This window comes from Microbacterium sp. P5_B6, assembly GCF_056400345.1.
Genome location: NZ_JBFULL010000002.1, coordinates 170,496 through 189,677, shown reverse-complemented (window position 1 = coordinate 189,677; position 19,182 = coordinate 170,496). Strand labels below are relative to the sequence as shown.

Genomic DNA, 19,182 nt, shown 5'->3' with positions numbered 1-19,182 from the left:
AAACGAACCGATCAGCGGGCGGCGACGACCTTCTCGGTTGACTCGCTCGCGGGGGCAGGCTTGGTGTCGACGGCCGGCGTCGCCGGCTGCTGCGGGCGCGGACGCGCGGCGAACTCCTCGAACACGTAGCGGGGGTTCTGCACGGTCTGCAGGTTCACGAGGTCGCGGCCGAGCCAGAAGTTGTTCCACCAGCCCCACAGCACGCGGAACTTGCGCTCGAAGGAAGGCATGGCCATGCCGTGATAGCCCCGGTGAGCGAACCAGGCGATGAGGCCCTTGAGCGCGATGTTGCCGGACTGGAAGGCGCCCGTGTAAAGGCCGATGCTCGCCACGGCGCCGAGGTTCTTGTGGTTGTACTCGCGCGGCAGCTCGCCACGCAGCACGGCCACCAGGTTCTTTGCGAGCAGCTTGGCCTGACGGACAGCGTGCTGAGCGTTCGGAACGCAGTAGCCGCCGACGCCGCCGCCCGACAGGTCGGGGACGGCCGAGACGTCGCCGGCCGCCCAGGCGCCCTCGACGATCTCTTCTGCACTGCCGACGCGCAGGTCGGCGCGGGTGCGGATGCGCCCGCGCTCCTCGACGGGAAGGTCGCCGCCGCGCACGACGGTGGGGTTCGCCATGACGCCCGCGGTCCAGATGATCAGATCGCTGGGTATCACCTCGCCGGTCGACAGCTCGATGTTGCCGTCGATCGCGCCCGTGACCTGGGTCTCGAGGTGGACGAACGCGCCGCGCTTGGCGAGGTTCGACAGCACCCACTCGCTGGTCTTGAGCGACACCTCGGGCATGATCCGGCCCATGGCCTCGATCAGGTGGAAGTGGGTGTCTTCGAAGGTGACCTCGGGGTAGCTCTTCACCAGCGACGAGGCGAGCGAGCGAAGCTCACCGAAGACCTCGATGCCCGCGAAGCCGCCGCCCACGACGACGACCGTCAGCAGGCGGTCCCGCTCCGGGCCGGGAGGAAGCGTGGCCGCGCGGTCGAAGTTCGACATGAGGCGGTCGCGGATGGCGACCGCTTCCTCGATCGTCTTCAGGCCGATCGCGTTGTCGGCGATGCCCGGGATGGGGAACGTGCGCGACACGGCTCCCGCCGTCACCACGATCTGGTCGTACTCGAACTCGTACGGGTCGCCGAGCTCAGGAGTGATCGTGGCGACCTTGCCGGCGTGGTTGATGCCGGTGACCTTCGCCGTCACCACCTTGGTGCGCTTGAGGTGGCGGCGGAGGGCCACCACGGAGTGCCGGGCCTCGATCGACCCGGCCGCAACCTCGGGGAGGAACGGCTGATACGTCATGTACGGAAGCGGGTCGACGATCGTGACCTCTGCCTCACCCTTGCGGAGATGCTTCTCGAGCTTCCACGCCGTGTAGAAGCCGGCGTAGCCGCCGCCGACGATCAGGATCTTGGGCACGGTGCTGTTGGCGGTGCTGGACACAGTCGGAGGAACTCCTCAAAAGTTCAACGGCTCGGCAAGCCGGACGAGCGGGCCGATCGGATGCGTCGGACAGCAGCAGTGACGCCGAGCGCCACCAGTATAGCCAACCCCGTGACCGCCCCGAGCGGCAGCGTCCCGTAAAGAAGGGTGTCGGTCGACGGCAGCAGCGCCGAGGAGGGCTGGGTCGCGGCATCCGCTCTCGGAAGCGGCTGGATGGCTACGGGTGCCACGGTCGGGGCGGGTGCGGCATCCGCGTCGGCCCTGCGGTAGAGGCGGATCCACTCCTCGAGGCTGCCCATCGGGTTCTCGGAGACCAGTGGCACGGACGAGGAGACGGCGGCGGCAGCATCCACCAGTCCGTAGCCGTAGAGCGGGTCGGGCGTGGCAGTGGCGGCCGCTGAGGGATGCGCCGTGCGGATGATGCGGTTGATGACGTTCTCGGCGTCGAGTTCGGGATGGGCCGAGCGCACGAGCGCCGCGATCCCCGCGACGATGGGTGCGGCGCCGCTCGTGCCGTTCCAGAGGACCAGCGCACCGTCAGCTGAGACGCCGACGAGGTCCTCGCTGGGCGCCGAGACCCCGATGGTGATCCCCTGGGTGGAGGCTTCGAGACTTGCGCGTCCCTGGGGGTCGACTCCCGCGACAGTGAGGACGCCCGGGATGGTGGCGGGAGCGCCGACGCGGGTCGTGCCGCTCCCCCGGTTGCCCGCGGCGACCACCACCACCACGTCATGATCGAAGGCGTAGAGGAAGGCGTCGTCCCAGCTCTCGTCCCAGTCGGGTGTGTTCGTCGTCAGCGACAGGTTGATGACGTCGGCGCCGTTGTCGACGGCCCACCGGATGGCGTCGGCGATCTGGTCGGTGAAGGGTCTGGCCGCGCCCGCCCCGAAGCCCACCGACACCGCGAGGAGATCGGCCTCCGGTGCCACTCCGATCATCCCGGCTCCTGGGCCGGTGCCGCGCGCCGCGGCGAGAGAGGCCACCCAGCTGCCGTGGTTCGCATCGACGGCGCCGACCGGGGTGCGTCCGTCGGGCGAGCCCTGGCCCGAGACGTCGGTTCCGGCGACGACCGCGCCCTTGAACTCGGTCGGCTCGCGTCCGATCCCCGTGTCGATGATGGCTATACGCACGCCGGAACCCCGGGTGGTCTGCCACGCGCTGCGGATGCCGTACTCGTCGAGCCAGTACTCCGCGGAGCGGACGGGATCCTCGGCCGACTGCTGGAGCACGGATGCCGAGACCGCCGCGACGGAGGGTTGCGCGTCGGTCCCCCTGCCGGCGGGCGCGCCTCCGGGAGCACCCGCGAGGATGCCCAGCAGAGCGACGACAAGCGACGCGCCGACGAGCCGCTTCACCTCGCGGTCCCCGGCTCCGCGCAGACGCACCGCTCGGGCGACCAGTTCGACATGGACAGCGCGCGATCGCCGATGGGATTCACGCCCGGGCCTGCCGCCAGAGCATGAGCGGCGAGGGCGTGCAGGCACTTGACCCGGGTGGGCATGCCGCCTGCGGAGATCCCCTCGATCTCGGGAACCTCGCCGAAGTGCGCCCGATCGCGGAGGTAGGCCTCATGAGCGGCGGCGTAGGCGGCGGCCACGTCTTCCTCGTCGGCGAGCGCGTCGCCGAGCTCGCGCATGACGTGGTCCGCCTCGAGAGTCGACATGGCGGCGGTCGCCGCCGGATGCGAGAGGTAGTAGAAGGTCGGGAAGGGCGTGCCGTCCGGAAGGCGCGGCAGCGTGGCCGCAACGGTCGGGTTGCCGCACACGCACCGCGCAGCGATGCCCACGACGCCTCGCGCCGGGCGTCCCAGCTGAGCGCGGAGTACCGCCAGATCGGCGTCGCTGACGGGCGGGAAGGGCGGCGTGGTCACCCGGAAAGGCTACCGCCGGTCGCTGGGACGGGGCTGGATCAGCCGGCCGCCGGCGACTCATCGGGTGACTGCCCGGGCGATCGGCTCGGAGACTCGTCCGGCACGCCGATCGACGGCGCCCGCACCATCTGGGCGAGGCCCGCCTCGGTGACCGAGCGCACCACTTGCGACATCCAGTCGGTGCGCGTCTCCTGGACGTCATCGCTCACCGGAGCCTCCTCCTGCGGCACCTGTGCCGCCGGAAGGTCGTCCACCACGAGGTACGGGACCTCGCCGGGCTTGACGTAGTACAGGCGCTCGCGCGCCTGCGTCATGATGTACGCCGGATCGTTCCAGCGCTCGCGCTGGGCCTCGAGGTCCTCGACCTGATCCTGGGTGACCTCGACGGCCGCGACCAGCGCTGCGATCTGCTGCCGCTGGTCGACGTAGGTGCCGATGGTCGGCACCAGCACGAAGGCCGCGAGCACGACGAGGCCGAGCATGATGACCATGAAGCCTGAGAGCCGGATGCCGCCCAGCCACGCACGCACGTCGACCTGTCCGGCGGCGCGGCGCGGAGGGCGTGGGGCGCGCTCGGCGCGGGGTGGTCGCACCGGCCGGCGCGCATGAGAAGGGGGAGCCGTTCCATCCGTCACGGCTCCCCCTCTCTTGCACGCTGCTACGCAGCGTGGTGGTCGAACATCTGATCAGCCCTTGAAGCGCGGGAAGGCCCGGCGGCCGATGAACTCAGCCGCGTCGCCCAGCTCTTCCTCGATGCGCAGAAGCTGATTGTATTTCGCGACGCGCTCGCTTCGAGCGGGCGCGCCGCTCTTGATCTGACCCGAGTTGACGGCGACGACCAGGTCGGCGATGGTCGTGTCTTCGGTCTCGCCGGAACGGTGCGAGAACATCGTGGTGTAGCCGGCACGGTGCGCGACATCGACAGCGTCCAGGGTCTCGGAGAGCGTGCCGATCTGGTTGACCTTCACCAGCAGAGAATTCCCGACACCCAACTCGATGCCCTTGCTCAGGCGCGCGGGGTTGGTGACGAAGAGATCGTCGCCGACGATCTGGATCTTGCCGCCGAGCTTCTCGGTGAGGTGCTTCCAGTCGTCCCACGAGTCCTCGTCGAGCGGGTCCTCGATCGTGACGATCGGGTACGCATCGACGAGCTCCACGTAGTAGTCCGTCAGCTGCTCCGCCGACCAGTCCTTGTTGTCGAACCGGTACACACCGTCGTTGTAGAACTCGGTCGCCGCGACGTCCATGCCCAGTGCGATGTCGGTGCCAACGGTGAAGCCGGCCTTCTCGATCGCCTTGACGAGGAAGTCGAGCCCCTCGCGGTTGCTCTTGAGGTCGGGTGCGAAACCGCCCTCGTCGCCCAGGCCGGTCGAGTAGCCCGCCGCCTTGAGCTCGCTGTGAAGCACGTGGTATGTCTGCGCGCCCCATCGAAGGGCCTCGGCGAAGCTCGACGCTCCGATCGGCGCGAGGAAGAACTCCTGGCAGTCGATGCCGTTGTCGGCATGCGATCCGCCGTTGATCACGTTGAAGAGCGGGATCGGCAGGATGTGGGCGTTGGGGCCGCCGAGGTAGCGGAACAGCGGCAGATCAGCCGAGTCGGCCGCCGCCTTCGCGACGGCGAGCGAGACGCCGAGGATGGCGTTCGCGCCCACGCGCGACTTGTTCTCGGTGCCGTCGGTCTCGATCAGGATCTCGTCGACGATGCGCTGCTCGCTCGCCTCGACACCCTCGATCGCCGGGCCGAGCTCGTCGATGACCGACGTGACGGCCTTGAGCACGCCCTTGCCGCCGTAGCGGGACTTGTCGCCGTCGCGGAGCTCGTACGCTTCGAACGCGCCGGTGGATGCGCCCGAAGGAACGGCAGCGCGCTGAACGGTTCCGTCGTCGAGGAGCACCTCCACTTCGACCGTCGGGTTGCCGCGCGAGTCGAGGATTTCGCGAGCGTTGACTGCCTCGATAAGTGCCACTGAGGACTCCTTGTTTCGTGGAGGGGGCGGATCACGGAGCGTCGTCGGTCCGTTTGCGAGTCTAGTGATGAGCGCTGTCACACAACCAGCGCGATGGCCACTCCGTCCCAGCCCTTCGCGTCGAGAGTCTGGATCGCGGTGGCGTCGAACCGGGGATCGCGGCCGAGGAGCTCGAGACCGCGCTGGGTCCCGATGACCTGCGGGTCGACCGTCGCAGGGTCGGCCACACGTCCTCCGCGACCGACGTTGTCGACCACCACGACCGTGCCGGGCCGGCCGAGCGTGGCCGCCCAGTCCAGGTAGATGGCATTGGACTCTTTGTCGGCATCGATGAAGACGAGGTCGAACGGCGGCTCGTCGACGAGCGTCGGCAGCACCTCCGCCGCCCGGCCGATGCGCACTTCGACCTTGTCGCCGACTCCGGCTCGATCGAGGTTCGCCCGAGCCACTTCGGCGTTCCGGGGCTCCGCTTCGATCGAGACGACCGTTCCGTCATCCGGGATGCCGCGCGCAAGCCAGATCGTCGAGTAGGCGCCGAGCGTCCCGATCTCGAGCACCCGGCGCGCACCGGACATCCGTGCGAGCAGGTGGAGCAGCTTGCCGTTGACCGGCGCCACCTCGATCGCCGGCAGCCCCGCCACCCGCTGCTCCGCGACGGCTGCGTCCAGCGTGGGATCGGGCTCGATGAGAGTCGCGGCGAAGTACGCGTCGACGCGTTTCCACGCATCGGGTGTCGGGTCGACCATGGCTTCAGCCAACCGGGGCTCGTTGCGCTCGTCAAGACCGGTCGCTCCCCGGCGCGTCGAAATGCGCGGGGCGGCGGAGTCAGCCCGCGCTGGCGCGCTGCCGTGCGCGCTCGGCGAGCGCCTCCAGCAGTGCGGCGCCCGTAGCGGCGTCGTCGACGGTCACCACGAAGCGCCGGCCGCTCTCTCGCCGCACCTCGATCGCCTGGCCGGTGCGCATCACGATGCCGAATCTGCCGGGGACGAGACGGATGCCCCAGCCGCCGAACTCGCCGACCGGGTTCACCTGCACCGCGGCGACGCCGGTGACCTGTGCGAGCGGCACACGGAAGCGGGGCAGCCCGAGGACGGACCGCGCCTCCAGTCCGGACTCATCGACCCGGACGTGGAACGCGAGGGTGGTCGCAGACAGGACGACCATCACGGCGGCGACACCCGCGAGGAGCCACACCGTGGCGGCGGGCGCCCCGGAGAGGTACCCCACGACCGCCGCCACGACGACGGCGAGGGTGGCGAGGACGATGCCGACGCCGGCACCTCGGCCGATCGAGGTCGTGCGCATCCACACCGCGCGCTCGCCGGGACGAAGCGAGAGCGGCTCGGCCCGAAGGGCAGTCGGCTCGGACTGAGCGACATGCGGCTGGATGAACCACCCGCCCACTCCCCCGATCGCGCCCGCCAGGAGCCCCGCGAGGAGTGCCGGCCACACGGTCGGCGCCGCCGCCGCGTCGCTCAGACCCGCCTGCATGAGAAGCGACCAGGTGAGCAGCACGGCAGTGAACGCACTCAGCCCGAGAGCCGTCGCGCCCATGAAGCGATAGGTCGGCCCGGCGTCGCCGCGGCGCAGCCCCGGAAGGCTCGCGAGAGAGAGCAGAAGGGGCAGAGCGCCTGCGGTGAGCAGCGTCATCAGCGGGTAGAGCCAGGGTGAGGCGAACCCGTCAGCGATCCCCTGAGCGTTCCAGTGCACGGCCACCGGATCGGGAGACTGCGGCAGGGCGACGAGCTGCAGGACGATGGCGATCAACGTGATGACGGCCGGCAAAACGACCGAGACGAGGACGAAACGACGAAGAGCGGGTGAACGATCAGCGGCCATCAGCGGTCTCCTTGACGAGTGAGGCGAGGGTTTCGGAGGACAGTCCCAGGCGATGAGCCTTCTCCGCGAGCGCGACGATGTCGTCGTGCAAGTCGGCGAGAGGGGACGCGGCATCCGTCACCGTCGCCCCCCTTCCGCGGCGCATGTCGACGAGACCCTCATCGCGCAGCTCCTGATAGGCGCGCAGGACGGTGTGCAGGTTGACGCCCAGTGCCGCTGCCACACCGCGCGCGGCGGGGAGGCGATCGCCGGGGCGGAGCCGGCGGGCCGCCAGGTCGGCGCGGACCGACGCTGCGATCTGCGCGAAGATCGCAGAATCGCTCTGCGGGTCGAGTCGGATGAGCACGGAATGATTCTATAACAAGTAGAACACTTTCGGCGGTCCACTCCGGGCGAGGCATCGCGGCAACGGTCGCTAGGTTCGAAGGGTGACACTCGCACGCCGGCTCGGCCTCGGTGACGCCGTCTTCATCGGGCTGGGCTCCATGATCGGTGCCGGCGTCTTCTCGGTGTGGGGCCCCGCGGCAGCCGCGGCCGGGACGGGACTGCTCGTCGGGCTGGTCATCGCGGCGATCGTCGCCTTCGGCAATGCGACGTCATCGGCGCAGCTCGCCGCCGTGCACCCCACCTCGGGCGGCACCTACGCGTACGGACGCGCAGAGCTCGGACCCTGGTGGGGATTCGTCGCCGGATGGGGCTTCGTGATCGGGAAGACCGCGAGCTGCGCCGCGATGGCCCTCACCTTCGCGGCCTACGCGGCTCCGGCGGGCTGGGAGCGCGCGGTCGCGATTGCCGCGGTCGCGGCGCTCGTGGCGGTGAACTGGTTCGGAGTCACCCGCACCGCACAGCTCACGCGAATCGTCGTCGTCGTCGTACTGCTGACGCTCGCCATCGCGGTGGCTGCGGCCGGTGCGGCTCCGGACGCGGTGGGGTGGCTGGCGCCGGCACACCTGTCGTCCGGCGGGTGGTACGGCATCCTGCAGTCGGCGGGGCTGCTGTTCTTCGCGTTCGCCGGCTACGCGCGGATCGCCACGATGGGCGAGGAGGTCCGGGATCCGGCTCGGACGATCCCCCGTGCGATCCTCCTCGCCTTCCTCGGCGCACTGCTCGTCTACGCCGCGGTCTCGTTCGCGGTGCTCTCGACGCTCGGCCCCGAGGCGACGGCCGGCTCCGCCGAGCCGGTCGCCGACGTGGTGGCGGCATCCGGGTGGGCCTGGGCGGAGCCCGTCGTGCGCATCGGCGCCGCGGCGGCCTCGCTGGGGGCGCTTCTCGCCCTCATCGCCGGCGTCGGACGCACGTCCTTCGCGATGGCCCGGGAGGGGGATCTGCCGCGCTTCCTGGCCGCGGTGCATCCGCGCTGGCATGTCCCGCATCGCGCCGAGGTGACGCTGGGCATCGTGGTGATCGTCCTCGTCGCGCTGATCGACCTGCGGGGCGCGATCGGCTTCTCCTCGTTCGGGGTGCTGGTCTATTACCTGATCGCGAATGCGGCGGCGTTGCGCCAGCGCGCCGAGGTTCGGCGGTATCCGCGCGCGCTCCCGATCGTTGGCGGCGTCGGATGCGTCGTCCTGTGCGCGACCCTCCCCTGGTCGAGCGCTCTCGCGGGCGCCGGGATGCTGGCACTCGGAGTCATCTACCGGATCGTCGTGCTTCGCGTCAGGAGAGCTGCTTGAGCTCCAGGCCCTCGCGGGTGGCACCGGCGGAAACGGTCGCGAATGCGGTGTAGCCGTCGGCCGCCGCACGCTCCAGGAGCGCCTTGAGGTTCTTCGTGCGCTGCTCGAGGCGAACTCGTGATCCCTCGGCCAGCAGCCCGGACTTCAGGGCCAGCAGTTCGCTGACCGGCACATCGCGGTCGTGCACGAGGACCACGGATGCCGCGCTCCCGCGCTCTTCCGCCTCGACGAGGTCGACGATCCGCTCGAAGCCGATCGAGAATCCCACGGCCGGAACCTCCTGGCCGAGGAAGCGGCCGATCATGCCGTCGTAGCGGCCTCCCCCGCCGAGCGAATACGCGACGGAGGGGTGAGCGAGCTCGAAGATCGTGCCGGTGTAGTAGCCCATGCCGCGCACGAGGAACGGGTCGAACAGCAGCGGCACATCGATCGCCCCGCGCGACGCGGCGACGGCCTCGCCGATGCCCACGAGGTGCGCGACGACTTCCTCGGGCGCCCCTTCCGGCAGCGCCTTGCGGATCTGACGCTCGCCGAACGGGTTGTACTCGAGCGTGACCGGGCGGACGAGGAACGCCGCGAAGGCGTCGACCGCGGTGGGAGTCGCTCCTCTGTCGCGCAGCTCGGCCGCCACCCCGTCGGGGCCGATCTTGTCGAGCTTGTCGATCGTGATGAGGACGCTCGGACGCTCATCGGCGGTGAATCCGAAGCTGTCCAGCATCCAGTCCAGCGCCCGACGGTCGTTGATGCGCACGGCGCCGCCCTCGAGGCCGAGCGCGTCCACGGTGTCGAGCGTCGCGGCGATGAGCTCCGCCTCCGCGCGGGCGGAAGCATCCCCGATGATGTCGATGTCGCACTGCACGAACTGGCGGTAGCGGCCCTTCTGCGGGCGCTCCGCACGCCACACGGGCGCGATCTGAATCGAGCGGAAGACGCTCGGCAGCTCGGCGCGGTGCGTCGCGTAGAACCGGGCCAGCGGAACCGTCAGGTCGTAGCGCAGTCCCAGGTCGGTCAGCGCCGACTGATCCTCGGCCGCCCCACGGACCGCGTCGGCGTCGAGCCCGCGCTTGAGGATGTTGAAGGCGAGCTTCTCGTTGTCGCCGCCGATGCCGGCGTGCAGCCGCTCGTACTCCTCGACGACCGGAGTCTCGATCTCGTCGAAGCCGTGGGCGCGGTAGCGCTCGCGGATGACGGAGAGCACCCGCTCGCGGCGGGCTTTGTCGGCGGGGAGGAAGTCGCGCATGCCGCGCGGCGGATTGACGGAGGGCACGCTCCATTCTTTCAGGTCGCCGAGGACCCGCCCTCAGCCGTCCGGATGCCGCGCTCGAGCAGGCGCAGGCGCTCCCGGAGCGCGCGCTCGGCGTCCCAGCCGTTGGTGCGCGCGAGCGCGACGAGGGCGAGAAGCGCGTCGCCGAGTGCCGCCTCGGTCGTAGGGACCGTCTCCGCACCGCCGGCTTCGGAGCGGGTGACCGGCTCGACGCCGACGGCTCCCGCCTTGCCGACGAGCTTCTGGGCGAGCGCGAGTGACGGCATCCGGTGCGACACCCCGTCGAGCACGCTCGTCCGGGCCTGCTTCTCGGCGGCCTTCGCCGCGTTCCAGTGCACCAGCACCTCTTCGGGGGTGGTCGCGACAGCGCCGGCGAAGACGTGCGGATGCCGTCGCACCATCTTGTCGGTGAGTCCGCGGGCGACATCGTCGATGTCGAACGGGTCGTCCGGGTCGCGCGAGGCGATCTCGGCGTGGAACAGGACCTGCCAGAGCAGGTCGCCGAGCTCTTCGCGCAGATCGTCTCGCGTGCCGTCCTCGACGGCATCCATCAGCTCTGCACTCTCTTCGACGAGATACGGGACGAGGGCCCGGTGATCGATCTGCTGCGTCCAGACGCAGCGATCACGCACGGTCCGCATCGTGTCAGCGGCGTCCCGGAGCGGATCGGTCATGACGACACGCCCTCCTCGACCGCAGTGCCGGCCCGGCGATGGTGGCGCACCCGGACGGCGACGAGGACCACGGCGAGCGCGGCCGAGATGAGCGATCCCGACAGCACGCCGAGGATCGCCTCGTCGCGGACGAGCGGCTGCGTCGCGAAGGCGAGGTTGGCCAGCAGGAGCGAGACCGTGAATCCGATGCCGCCGAGCGCACCGATCGCCGTCAGGTCGCCCAATGCCAGGGTGGGCTGGCCACCGGACCGTGCGAAGATCCGCTGGCCGAGCCACCCCGCACCGGTGATGCCGATCAGCTTCCCGACCGGGAGCGCCAGCAGGATGCCCCAGAAGACCGGGGAGAGACCGTCGCCGGCGGAGGGGATCACCACGAGCGCCGCGGTGAACGCGAACAGCGGAAGGATGACGGCGTTCACCCAGGGCTCCATCGCGTGACGCGTGACGAGCGCGGGCGTCTGAGCCATCGCGAGACCGAGGAGGACACCGGCGATCGTCGCGTGCACGCCCGACAGCAGGATGAACGCCCACGTGGCGACGGCCAGCACGACCAGCGCGGCGATGATCCAGGGCCGAGCTCGGAAGTGGAGGAGCCTGCTCAGGATGCCGAACACCGCCGTCGTCACGAGGCCCGCCGCCAGCATCCCGTAGTCGAGGTCCGTGGCGAACAGCACCGCGATGAAGACGATTCCGACGACATCGTCGATGATCGCGAGCGCCAGCAGGAAGATGCGGATGCCGGAAGGAAGACCGCGGCCGAACACGGCGAGGACGCCGAGCGCGAAGGCGATGTCGGTCGCGGTGGGGATGGGCCAGCCCTCCTGCAACCCGCTCCCCGCGGTGATCAGCAGGTAGACGGCGATGGGCACGACCACACCGCCTGCGGCGGCGAGGGCAGGGACCGCCGCCGTGCGCGCGCTTCGCAGTTCTCCCCGGGTGAGCTCGAACTGCAGTTCCACCGAGACGATGAAGAAGAACAGCACGAGCAGTCCGTCAGACACCCAGTGCGTGAGCGACAGGTCGATCCCGGTGCCCGGGACGACGACGTGGGTGTGCGCGAACTCGATCACCTCATGCCCCGCGGGTGAGTTGGCGACGATCAGACCCGCCGCCGCAGCGATGAGCAGAAGGAGCGCCGGGAACCGGGCAGAGCGCAGCAGCTTCACAGAACCTCCGAGGGCATCGCACTCCATCCTGCCGTGTCACACGACACGAGGGGGAAACACCGCGGCGTTACCGTTGAACCCATGCCCGAACTCACCAGGACCGAGGCCATCGATCTCGTCGGACGCTTCGAAGCCGGCCAGGAGATCCCCGAGAGGATGCGCGGCGACGTGCGCCGCTTGGGAGGTCTCCTCGGACGCGTGCTTCGCGAGAGCGGCTCCCCCGGCCTCTTCGACGACGTCGAGGCGCTCCGCGCCGCTACCATCCAGGCCTACACCGACGAGACGCCGGAGGCGTTCGAGCGGGCCGCTCGCATCGCCGACTCCTTCACCGTGGAGCGCGCGGACGAAGTCGCCCGAGCGTTCACGGTGTACTTCCACCTGATCAACCTCATCGAGGAGCACCAGCGCGTGCGGGTGCTCCGCGAGCGCGACGGCCGCCCCGAGAAGGAGAGCGCCGCCGACTCGGTCGCTGCCGCCTTCGTCATGCTCGCGACCGAGGTCGGGGACGACACGGCGCTCAAGCGCCTGCAGGCGCTGCGCTTCCATCCGGTCTTCACCGCGCACCCCACCGAGGCCCGCCGCAGTGCGGTCTCGCGCAGCATCCGTCGCCTGGCGAACCTTCTCGACGAGTACGACACCGCCCTGCGCAACGGAGCCGACGAGCGCCGCACCGAGCGCCGCATGGTCGAGGAGATCGACACCCTGTGGCGCACGGCGCCCCTGCGGGCCGAGAAGCCGTCCCCCACCGATGAGGTCCGCTCGATCATGGAGGTGTTCGACGAGACCCTGTACACCGCGATCCCGCACGTGTACCGGCGCCTGGACGACGCGCTGCAGGGTCCTGCGGCAGGCTCCCGCGCGCCGATCGTGCGCCCGTTCGTGCGGGTCGGATCCTGGGTGGGCGGCGACCGCGACGGCAACCCGTTCGTCACGGCCTCCACTACGCGCAAGGCTGCCGCGATCGCGAGCGAGCACATCCTCATCGGTCTCGAGCGCACCGCGAGCCGCATCGGGCGCACGCTCACGCTGGATGCCGCCACCACTCCCCCGAGCCCGGCGCTCCTCGCGCTGCTCGACGCGCTCGTGCACCCCGACCAGGCCGCGGCGGCCGAGATCGCGAAGCGGTCTCCGAACGAGCCGCACCGCCGCGCGATGCTGCTCATCACGCGCAAGATCGCCGCGACGCGCTCCGCAGACCCCTCGATCCCGTACGCGCGCGCCGAGGACCTGCTCGCCGACCTCCGGACCGTGCAGGAATCGCTCGCCCAGGCGCCGGCGCCTCGCCAGGCGTACGGGCACCTCCAGCAGCTGATCTGGCAGGTGGAGACGTTCGGCTTCCACCTCACCGAACTCGAAGTGCGGCAGCACTCGGCCGTGCACGCGAAGGCGCTCGCCGACCTCGAAGCCGGTGGGCCGCGCAACGAGCAGACCCTCGAGGTCCTCGAGGTGTTCCGCAGCATCGTCGCGATCCAGCAGAAGCTGGGGCCGCGCGCGGCCGGCCGCTACATCGTGTCGTTCACGCGATCCGCCGACGACCTGGTCGCCGTCCACCGTCTCGCCGCGTACGCCGCCGAGGGCGGCGCACCCGCCCCTGTGCTGGATGTCATCCCGCTCTTCGAGACGTTCGCCGACCTGCAGGCCGCGCCGAGGATCCTCGCGGAGGCGATCGAGCACCCGGAGTTCCGTCAGCGCCTCGAGCAGACCGGGCGACGGTTCGAGGTGATGCTCGGCTACTCCGACTCGTCCAAGGACGTGGGCCCCGTGGCCGCCACCCTGGCCCTCTATGAGGCGCAAGCCGCCATCGCGGCATGGGCCACCGAGAACGAGATCGAGCTCACGCTGTTCCACGGTCGAGGCGGAGCGCTCGGTCGAGGCGGCGGTCCCGCCAACACGGCCGTGCTCGCCCAAGCCCCGCAGTCGGTCGACGGACGCTTCAAGCTGACCGAGCAGGGCGAGGTGATCTTCGCCCGCTACGGCGACCCCGCGATCGCGATGCGCCACATCGACCAGGTCGCCGCGGCGGTGCTGCTGGCATCCGCGCCTTCGAACGAGCGGCGCAATCACGACGCGGCGTCCCGATACGCGGAGGCGGCGGCGGTGATGGATGCGGCATCCCGCGAGCGGTTCTTCTCGCTGGTGAAGGCCCCCGGATTCGCACCCTGGTTCGCGCAGGTCACGCCCATGGAGGAGATCGGCCTGCTCGCGCTCGGATCGCGACCCGCGCGCCGCGGGCTGTCGGTCGAGTCACTCGAGGACCTCCGGGCGATCCCGTGGGTGTTCGCGTGGAGCCAGGCGCGCATCAACCTCGCGGGCTGGTTCGGTCTCGGCTCGGCCCTCGAGGCCGTGGGCGACGAAGAGCTCGCCCGCCGCGCGTACGACGAGTGGCCGCTGTTCCGCACCATGATCGACAACGTCGCGATGAGCCTCGCGAAGGCGGACGCCCGCATTGCGCGCCGCTACCTCGATCTCGGCGACCGCGAGGACCTCGCGGCCATCGTGATGGACGAGCTCGCCCTGACCCACTCCTGGGTGACCCGCGTGGCAGGCGGCGGCGAGCTGCTCGAGAACCGTCCGGTCCTGCAGCGTGCGGTGAAGCTCCGCAGCCCGTACGTCGACGCGCTCTCGTTCTTGCAGCTGCGCGCACTGCGCGGACTCCGAGATGCGGCGGCGAGCGGTGCACCGGCGGATCCCGACCTGCAGCGGCTTCTGCTCCTGTCCGTCAGCGGGGTCGCGGCCGGCCTGCAGAACACCGGGTGACACGCGAGTCGCTCCGCGTCCTGTCGTGACCCCGGCGTACCGTGGGCCGCATGGTCAGGACGTGGAGTGATGGCGCCGCCGGTGCGGTGGCCGTGGAGACGTGTCCCGTCTGCGCCTCGCTGCAGGTGCGGACGGTCGAGCCGGACTGGTTCGTCGTGGAGCTTGATCGCGGCGACGAGCTGCGCGGGGCCGAGGTCGCCTTCGAGGTGGAATTCCGCTGTCAGGACTGCGGTTCGCGCTGGAACTGACGGATGCCGTCACTCCAGGCGGCGGTCCTGGGCATGACGTGAGAGTCCCCTGCCGTAGCGCTCGGTGAGCTGCACCATGAGGTCTGGCGTGTCGCGGTCGAGCCCGAACACGTAGCCCGGGAAGTCGAGCTCGTGCTGCGCGGCCCAGATCTCTTCGTGCCGGTCGGGTGAGAGCAGCTGCACCGGGTCGCCGACCGCCACCCATCCGATCGGGACGACCGTCTCGGGCGCGAGGACCGTCCGGAGATGGACGACCGCGTTGATGCGCACTTCGCTGCGCCGGCCGATCTTCGCACCGTTGAACACGCGGGTTCCGGTGGCGAGGAAGACCTCGTCGGAGACCGTCGCGCCGCTCACACTCGCCATGGGGCCGACCAGGACGTGGTCGCCGATATGCACCGGGTTCGCGCTCGTCGCGCGGATGAGCGCGTTCTCCATGACGATCACGTTCTCGCCGAGCGTGATGACTCCACCCTCGGCGGTGATGACGGCGCCGTGCAGGATCTGGCACCCTGGCCCGATCACGACATCGCCGCTGATGACGGCGGTCGGCGCGACGACGGCTTGGGGATGGACGCGGGGACTGGCCCCGAGGTGCTCGAATCTCACGGCTGCTCCCTCGAATCAGCGCCAGCGTAGCGCGGGGAGGGCTCGCCGGCACGAGCCCTCACGCTGCGGGCTGCGGGGCCTGCTCCTTGATCGGCCACAGCTGATCGAGCAGCTGGGCCACCCACTCGACGAGGCCGGCATCCGGGATCCGCTCACCGTCGGCCGTCGGGAGCGGGACGACCACCGCCTCGCCGCCCGACATGAGCTTGGCTTTCGGGTAGAGGCGCTGGAGGCGCACGCGCATCGAATCGGGCAGGTTGGCGGGCGCGATCCGAAGATTCGGTCCCATCGCCACCACGTCGGACAGCCCCGCCTGGGCGGCGCGGCGGCGCAGCCGGGCCACGGCGAGGAGCCCTTCGACGTCGGCGGGCGGCTCGCCGTACCGATCCTGAAGCTCCTCGGTCACCAGATCCAGCGCATCGTCCTTCGCGGTTGCGGAAGCTGCCGCAGAGAGCTTCTGGTAGGCCTCGAGGCGCAGCCGTTCGCTGTCGATGTAATGCTCGGGGATGCGCGCCTGCACAGGCAGCTCGAGCCGCAGCTCGGTCTGGTCCTCGACCTCGTCGCCGCGGAACGCCGACACCGCCTCGCCGATCATGCGCAGGTAGAGGTCGAACCCGACACCGGCGATATGACCCGCCTGCTCCGCGCCGAGCAGGTTTCCCGCGCCGCGCAGCTCGAGGTCCTTCAGCGCGACCTGCATGCCGCTGCCGAGGTCGTTGTTGACCGCGATGGTCTCGAGCCGGTCCGCCGCCGTCTCGGAGAGGGGCTTCTGCTCGTCGTAGAGGAAGTAGGCATAGGCGCGCTCGCGCGCACGCCCGACGCGCCCGCGCAGCTGATGCAGCTGGGACAGTCCGTACTTGTCGGCCCGGTCGATGATGATCGTGTTCGCATTGGAGATGTCGAGGCCGGTCTCGACGATCGTCGTGCACACCAGCACGTCCGAGCGACGCTCCCAGAACGCGTCCACGACCTCTTCCAGCGCGTGCTCGCCCATCTGGCCGTGCGCGACCGCGATGCGCGCCTCGGGCACGAGCTCGGCGAGGTCGGCCGCCACCCGCTGGATCGACTGGACCCGATTGTGGACGAAGAACACCTGGCCCTCGCGGAGCAGCTCCCGGCGGATCGCCGCGGCGATCTGCTTGTCGTTGCGAGGCCCCACGTACGACAGGATCGGGTGCCGATCCTCGGGCGGCGTCTGCAGCGTCGACATCTCGCGGATGCCGGTCACCGCCATCTCGAGCGTGCGCGGGATCGGGGTGGCGCTCATCGCCAGGATGTCGACGTTGGTCTTGAGCTTCTTCAGCTGGTCCTTGTGCTCGACGCCGAACCGCTGCTCCTCGTCGATGATCATGAGCCCGAGGTCTTTGAACAGGACCTTCTCGGTGAGGATGCGGTGCGTCCCGATCACCATGTCGACCGTGCCGTCGGTGATGCCGGCCAGCACTTCGCGCGCCTGCTTGTCGGTCTGGAAGCGCGACAGCGCCTTGACCTTCACGGGGAAGCCCGCGAAGCGCTCGGTGAACGTCTCGAGATGCTGCTTGACGAGGAGGGTCGTCGGGACCAGCATCGCCACCTGCTTGCCGTCCTGGATCGCCTTGAACGCGGCGCGTACGGCGACCTCGGTCTTGCCGAATCCGACGTCGCCCGACAGGAGCCGGTCCATCGGGATCGGCTTCTCCATGTCGGCCTTGATCTCGTCGATGGTCTGAAGCTGGTCAGGCGTCTCGGCGAACGGGAACGCCTCTTCGAGCTCGCGCTGCCAGGGCGTGTCGGGGCCGAAGGCGTAGCCCTTCGCCGCCATGCGCGCCGAGTAGAGCTTCACGAGCTCGACCGCGATGTCACGTACCGCCCTGCGGGCCTTCCCCTTGGCCTGAGCCCAGTCGCTGCCGCCCATCTTCGAGAGAGTCGGCGCCTCGCCGCCGACGTACTTCGACAGCAGGTCGAGCTGATCGGTCGGGACGTAGAGCTTGTCGCCGGGGTATCCCCGCTTGGACGGCGCGTACTCGAGGACCAGGTACTCCCGGATGCTCTTCACGGCGTTGCGCCCGCCGCTGGACACCTCGCGCTGAGTCAGCTCGATGAACCGGCCGATGCCGTGCGTGGCGTGGACGACGAGATCGCCCGTCTTCAGCTGGAGGGGGTCGACGACGTTCTTGCGACGAGACGCGAGCTTCTTGACGACCCGCTGGTCGCCGCCGATGGTCCGTCCGTAGAACTCGGACTCGGTGAGCACGGCGAGCTTGGCGTCGGGAACCTCGAAGCCACGCTCGAGCAGGGCGGCGACGACGTGTGCCACGCCGGCTTCGGGAGCCTCGGGCACGGCGTCGACCCGGCGCGCCGCGATCCCCCGCTCGGCCAGCACGTCACGCGACCGCTCCACGAGCCCCGCTCCGGATGCGGCGATCACCACGCGCCAGCCGTCGGCGAGGAGCTGAGCGACGTGGGCGGTCGCGCCGTCGACGTTGCCCTGGAAGGCGGGCACCGCTGTTCCCGGCACGCGGATGGCCGCCGACCGCTGGAGGGCGACATCGATGTCGTCGAGAAGCCCCTCGGCCGCGGCATCCGCTGCTCCGGAATCGAAGCCCGAGAGGGTCCACCAGACGGCGCCACGCTCGGCGGCCACTTCACGGAGGCGGGGCAGCGTCAGGAAGTCCCCGGCCCCGAGGTCGATGGGTGCGCTGGCACCGGAGGTCGCCGCGCTCCATGCGGCCTCGAGGAACTCCCGGTTCGTGTCGCCCAGCGTGATGGCGCGCGTCACCGAGCGCTCCGGATCGGCGAGAGCGACCGCCGAGCCCTCGGGAAGGTAGTCCACGATCGTGACGAGCTCGTCGACCAGCGCGGGAAGGAGCGATTCCATGCCTTCGACCGGGATGCCCTCGGCCATCTTCTCGAGCATGCCGCGAAGACCGGGGAACTCGTCCTTGAGCTGCCGGGCGCGACCGCGCACGGCGTCCGTGAGAAGGAGCTCGCGACTGGGCGCGAGGACCACGTCTGCGACGTCGCCCGGCAGAGACCGCTGATCGGCCACCGAGAAGGCACGGATCTGGTCGACCTCGTCGCCGAAGAATTCGACGCGGAACGGGTGATCGGCGACCGGCGGGAAGACATCGAGGATGCCGCCGCGGAGCGCGAACTCTCCGCGACGCGAGACCATGTCGACACGGTGGTAGGCAAGCTCGACGAGCCTCATGGCCACCTCGGCGAGGTCGAATCCTCGGGCGCCCACGGACAGATCGATGGGGGCGACGTCGGCGAGGCCCGCGGCGAGGGGCTGCAGGGCGCCGCGCACCGACGACGTCACGATGAGCGGCGTCGCACCCGACCAGGCGGCGATGCGACGCAGGACCTCGAGTCGGCGGCCTACCGTCTCGGGGCTCGGGCTCAATCGCTCGTGCGGCAGCGTCTCCCACGCAGGGAAGTGCATGATCTCCGCATCCGGCACCAGCGCCTGCAGCGCCGTGCCCAGGGACTCGGCGCGGCGCCCGGTCGGGGCGATCGCGAAGATCGCCGGCGGCCGGCTCGCGGCACGCCGTCGGTCGAGCAAGGCGGCGAGAAGCGGGGCGTCGAGCCCGTCGGAGAGCGAGAAGTCTGCATCGACGGATGCCGCGGCCACGGCATCCCGGAACGATTCAGCCTGCTCGAGGGCGCGCACGATCCCGGGAACTGTCACCGGAAGAGT

16 protein-coding genes are annotated in these 19,182 nt (G+C 70.2%); 3 read left to right on the top strand and 13 right to left on the bottom strand.

Annotation, left to right across the window (positions count from 1 at the left end; translation table 11 throughout):
* Positions 1-11: 11 nt before the first annotated feature.
* The 8 genes from AC1DP3_RS02565 to AC1DP3_RS02530 all read right to left on the bottom strand — a co-directional run bounded on the left by AC1DP3_RS02565 (position 12) and on the right by AC1DP3_RS02530 (position 7,458).
* Positions 12-1,412, bottom strand: a complete 1,401-nt coding sequence (locus AC1DP3_RS02565) for an NAD(P)/FAD-dependent oxidoreductase (RefSeq protein WP_477291853.1) — start codon at positions 1,410-1,412, stop codon at positions 12-14.
* A gap of 47 nt (positions 1,413-1,459) precedes the next feature.
* Positions 1,460-2,791, bottom strand: coding sequence for a S8 family serine peptidase (locus tag AC1DP3_RS02560; protein ID WP_477290986.1), 1,332 nt, complete (start codon positions 2,789-2,791; stop codon positions 1,460-1,462).
* Positions 2,788-3,306, bottom strand: a complete 519-nt coding sequence (locus AC1DP3_RS02555; RefSeq protein ID WP_477290984.1) for a DUF501 domain-containing protein — start codon at positions 3,304-3,306, stop codon at positions 2,788-2,790. Before AC1DP3_RS02555 ends, AC1DP3_RS02560 begins: the two co-directional genes overlap by 4 nt.
* Positions 3,307-3,344: 38 nt before the next feature.
* Positions 3,345-3,836: an FtsB family cell division protein gene (locus AC1DP3_RS02550; RefSeq protein ID WP_477290982.1), complete on the bottom strand. Its 492-nt coding sequence runs from the start codon at positions 3,834-3,836 to the stop codon at positions 3,345-3,347.
* A 156-nt stretch (positions 3,837-3,992) separates the two neighbouring features.
* Positions 3,993-5,273: a phosphopyruvate hydratase gene (gene eno / locus AC1DP3_RS02545; RefSeq protein WP_477290980.1), complete on the bottom strand. Its 1,281-nt coding sequence runs from the start codon at positions 5,271-5,273 to the stop codon at positions 3,993-3,995.
* A 77-nt stretch (positions 5,274-5,350) separates the two neighbouring features.
* A complete protein-coding gene (locus AC1DP3_RS02540; RefSeq protein WP_477291851.1) occupies positions 5,351-6,019 on the bottom strand; it encodes an O-methyltransferase in 669 nt (222 codons plus the stop codon).
* Positions 6,020-6,098: 79 nt separating this feature from the next.
* Entirely contained in the window at positions 6,099-7,112 is a 1,014-nt protein-coding gene (locus AC1DP3_RS02535) for a DUF1648 domain-containing protein (RefSeq protein ID WP_477290978.1), read from the bottom strand.
* Positions 7,102-7,458, bottom strand: a complete 357-nt coding sequence (locus AC1DP3_RS02530; protein ID WP_477290976.1) for a GntR family transcriptional regulator — start codon at positions 7,456-7,458, stop codon at positions 7,102-7,104. Before AC1DP3_RS02530 ends, AC1DP3_RS02535 begins: the two co-directional genes overlap by 11 nt.
* Before the next feature lie 82 nt (positions 7,459-7,540).
* Between AC1DP3_RS02530 and AC1DP3_RS02525 the strand changes: the two genes are divergently transcribed.
* Positions 7,541-8,785 (top strand): APC family permease, encoded by a 1,245-nt coding sequence (locus tag AC1DP3_RS02525; protein WP_477290974.1) that lies wholly within the window; start codon positions 7,541-7,543, stop codon positions 8,783-8,785.
* On the opposite strand, the gene hisS is transcribed toward AC1DP3_RS02525, so the two are convergent.
* From hisS to AC1DP3_RS02510, 3 genes are read right to left on the bottom strand one after another with little or no spacing between them, the layout of a single operon-like run.
* Positions 8,769-10,025, bottom strand: coding sequence for a histidine--tRNA ligase (gene hisS, locus AC1DP3_RS02520; RefSeq protein ID WP_477291849.1), 1,257 nt, complete (start codon positions 10,023-10,025; stop codon positions 8,769-8,771). The genes AC1DP3_RS02525 and hisS overlap by 17 nt on opposite strands.
* Before the next feature lie 38 nt (positions 10,026-10,063).
* On the bottom strand, positions 10,064-10,723 hold the full coding sequence (locus AC1DP3_RS02515; RefSeq protein ID WP_477290972.1) for a MazG nucleotide pyrophosphohydrolase domain-containing protein: 660 nt from the start codon (positions 10,721-10,723) through the stop codon (positions 10,064-10,066).
* Positions 10,720-11,889: a Na+/H+ antiporter NhaA gene (locus tag AC1DP3_RS02510; protein WP_477290971.1), complete on the bottom strand. Its 1,170-nt coding sequence runs from the start codon at positions 11,887-11,889 to the stop codon at positions 10,720-10,722. Before AC1DP3_RS02510 ends, AC1DP3_RS02515 begins: the two co-directional genes overlap by 4 nt.
* Positions 11,890-11,970: 81 nt before the next feature.
* Between AC1DP3_RS02510 and AC1DP3_RS02505 the strand changes: the two genes are divergently transcribed.
* Together AC1DP3_RS02505 and AC1DP3_RS02500 are read left to right on the top strand one after the other, a co-directional pair.
* Positions 11,971-14,646 carry a phosphoenolpyruvate carboxylase gene (locus tag AC1DP3_RS02505; protein ID WP_477290969.1) on the top strand — a complete coding sequence of 892 codons (2,676 nt, stop codon included), beginning with the start codon at positions 11,971-11,973 and terminating at the stop codon, positions 14,644-14,646.
* A 50-nt stretch (positions 14,647-14,696) separates the two neighbouring features.
* A complete protein-coding gene (locus tag AC1DP3_RS02500) occupies positions 14,697-14,894 on the top strand; it encodes a hypothetical protein (RefSeq protein ID WP_477290967.1) in 198 nt (65 codons plus the stop codon).
* A 9-nt stretch (positions 14,895-14,903) separates the two neighbouring features.
* Here AC1DP3_RS02500 and AC1DP3_RS02495 read toward each other — a convergent pair whose 3' ends face one another.
* Both AC1DP3_RS02495 and mfd read right to left on the bottom strand, forming a co-directional pair.
* Entirely contained in the window at positions 14,904-15,503 is a 600-nt protein-coding gene (locus AC1DP3_RS02495) for a gamma carbonic anhydrase family protein (RefSeq protein ID WP_477290965.1), read from the bottom strand.
* A 58-nt stretch (positions 15,504-15,561) separates the two neighbouring features.
* Complete coding sequence (gene mfd, locus AC1DP3_RS02490) at positions 15,562-19,173, bottom strand: transcription-repair coupling factor (RefSeq protein ID WP_477290963.1); 3,612 nt, start codon at positions 19,171-19,173, stop codon at positions 15,562-15,564.
* Between the last annotated feature and the right edge of the window lie 9 nt (positions 19,174-19,182).

Excerpts from the sequence above, each read along its gene's own strand:
- AC1DP3_RS02500 (WP_477290967.1), top strand. The coding sequence starts at position 14,697 with ATGGTCAGGACGTGGAGTGATGGCGCCGCCGGTGCGGTGGCCGTGGAG.
- AC1DP3_RS02540 (WP_477291851.1), bottom strand. The coding sequence starts at position 6,019 with ATGGTCGACCCGACACCCGATGCGTGGAAACGCGTCGACGCGTACTTC.
- AC1DP3_RS02505 (WP_477290969.1), top strand. The coding sequence starts at position 11,971 with ATGCCCGAACTCACCAGGACCGAGGCCATCGATCTCGTCGGACGCTTC.
- AC1DP3_RS02535 (WP_477290978.1), bottom strand. The coding sequence starts at position 7,112 with ATGGCCGCTGATCGTTCACCCGCTCTTCGTCGTTTCGTCCTCGTCTCG.
- hisS (WP_477291849.1), bottom strand. The coding sequence starts at position 10,025 with ATGCGCGACTTCCTCCCCGCCGACAAAGCCCGCCGCGAGCGGGTGCTC.
- AC1DP3_RS02515 (WP_477290972.1), bottom strand. The coding sequence starts at position 10,723 with ATGACCGATCCGCTCCGGGACGCCGCTGACACGATGCGGACCGTGCGT.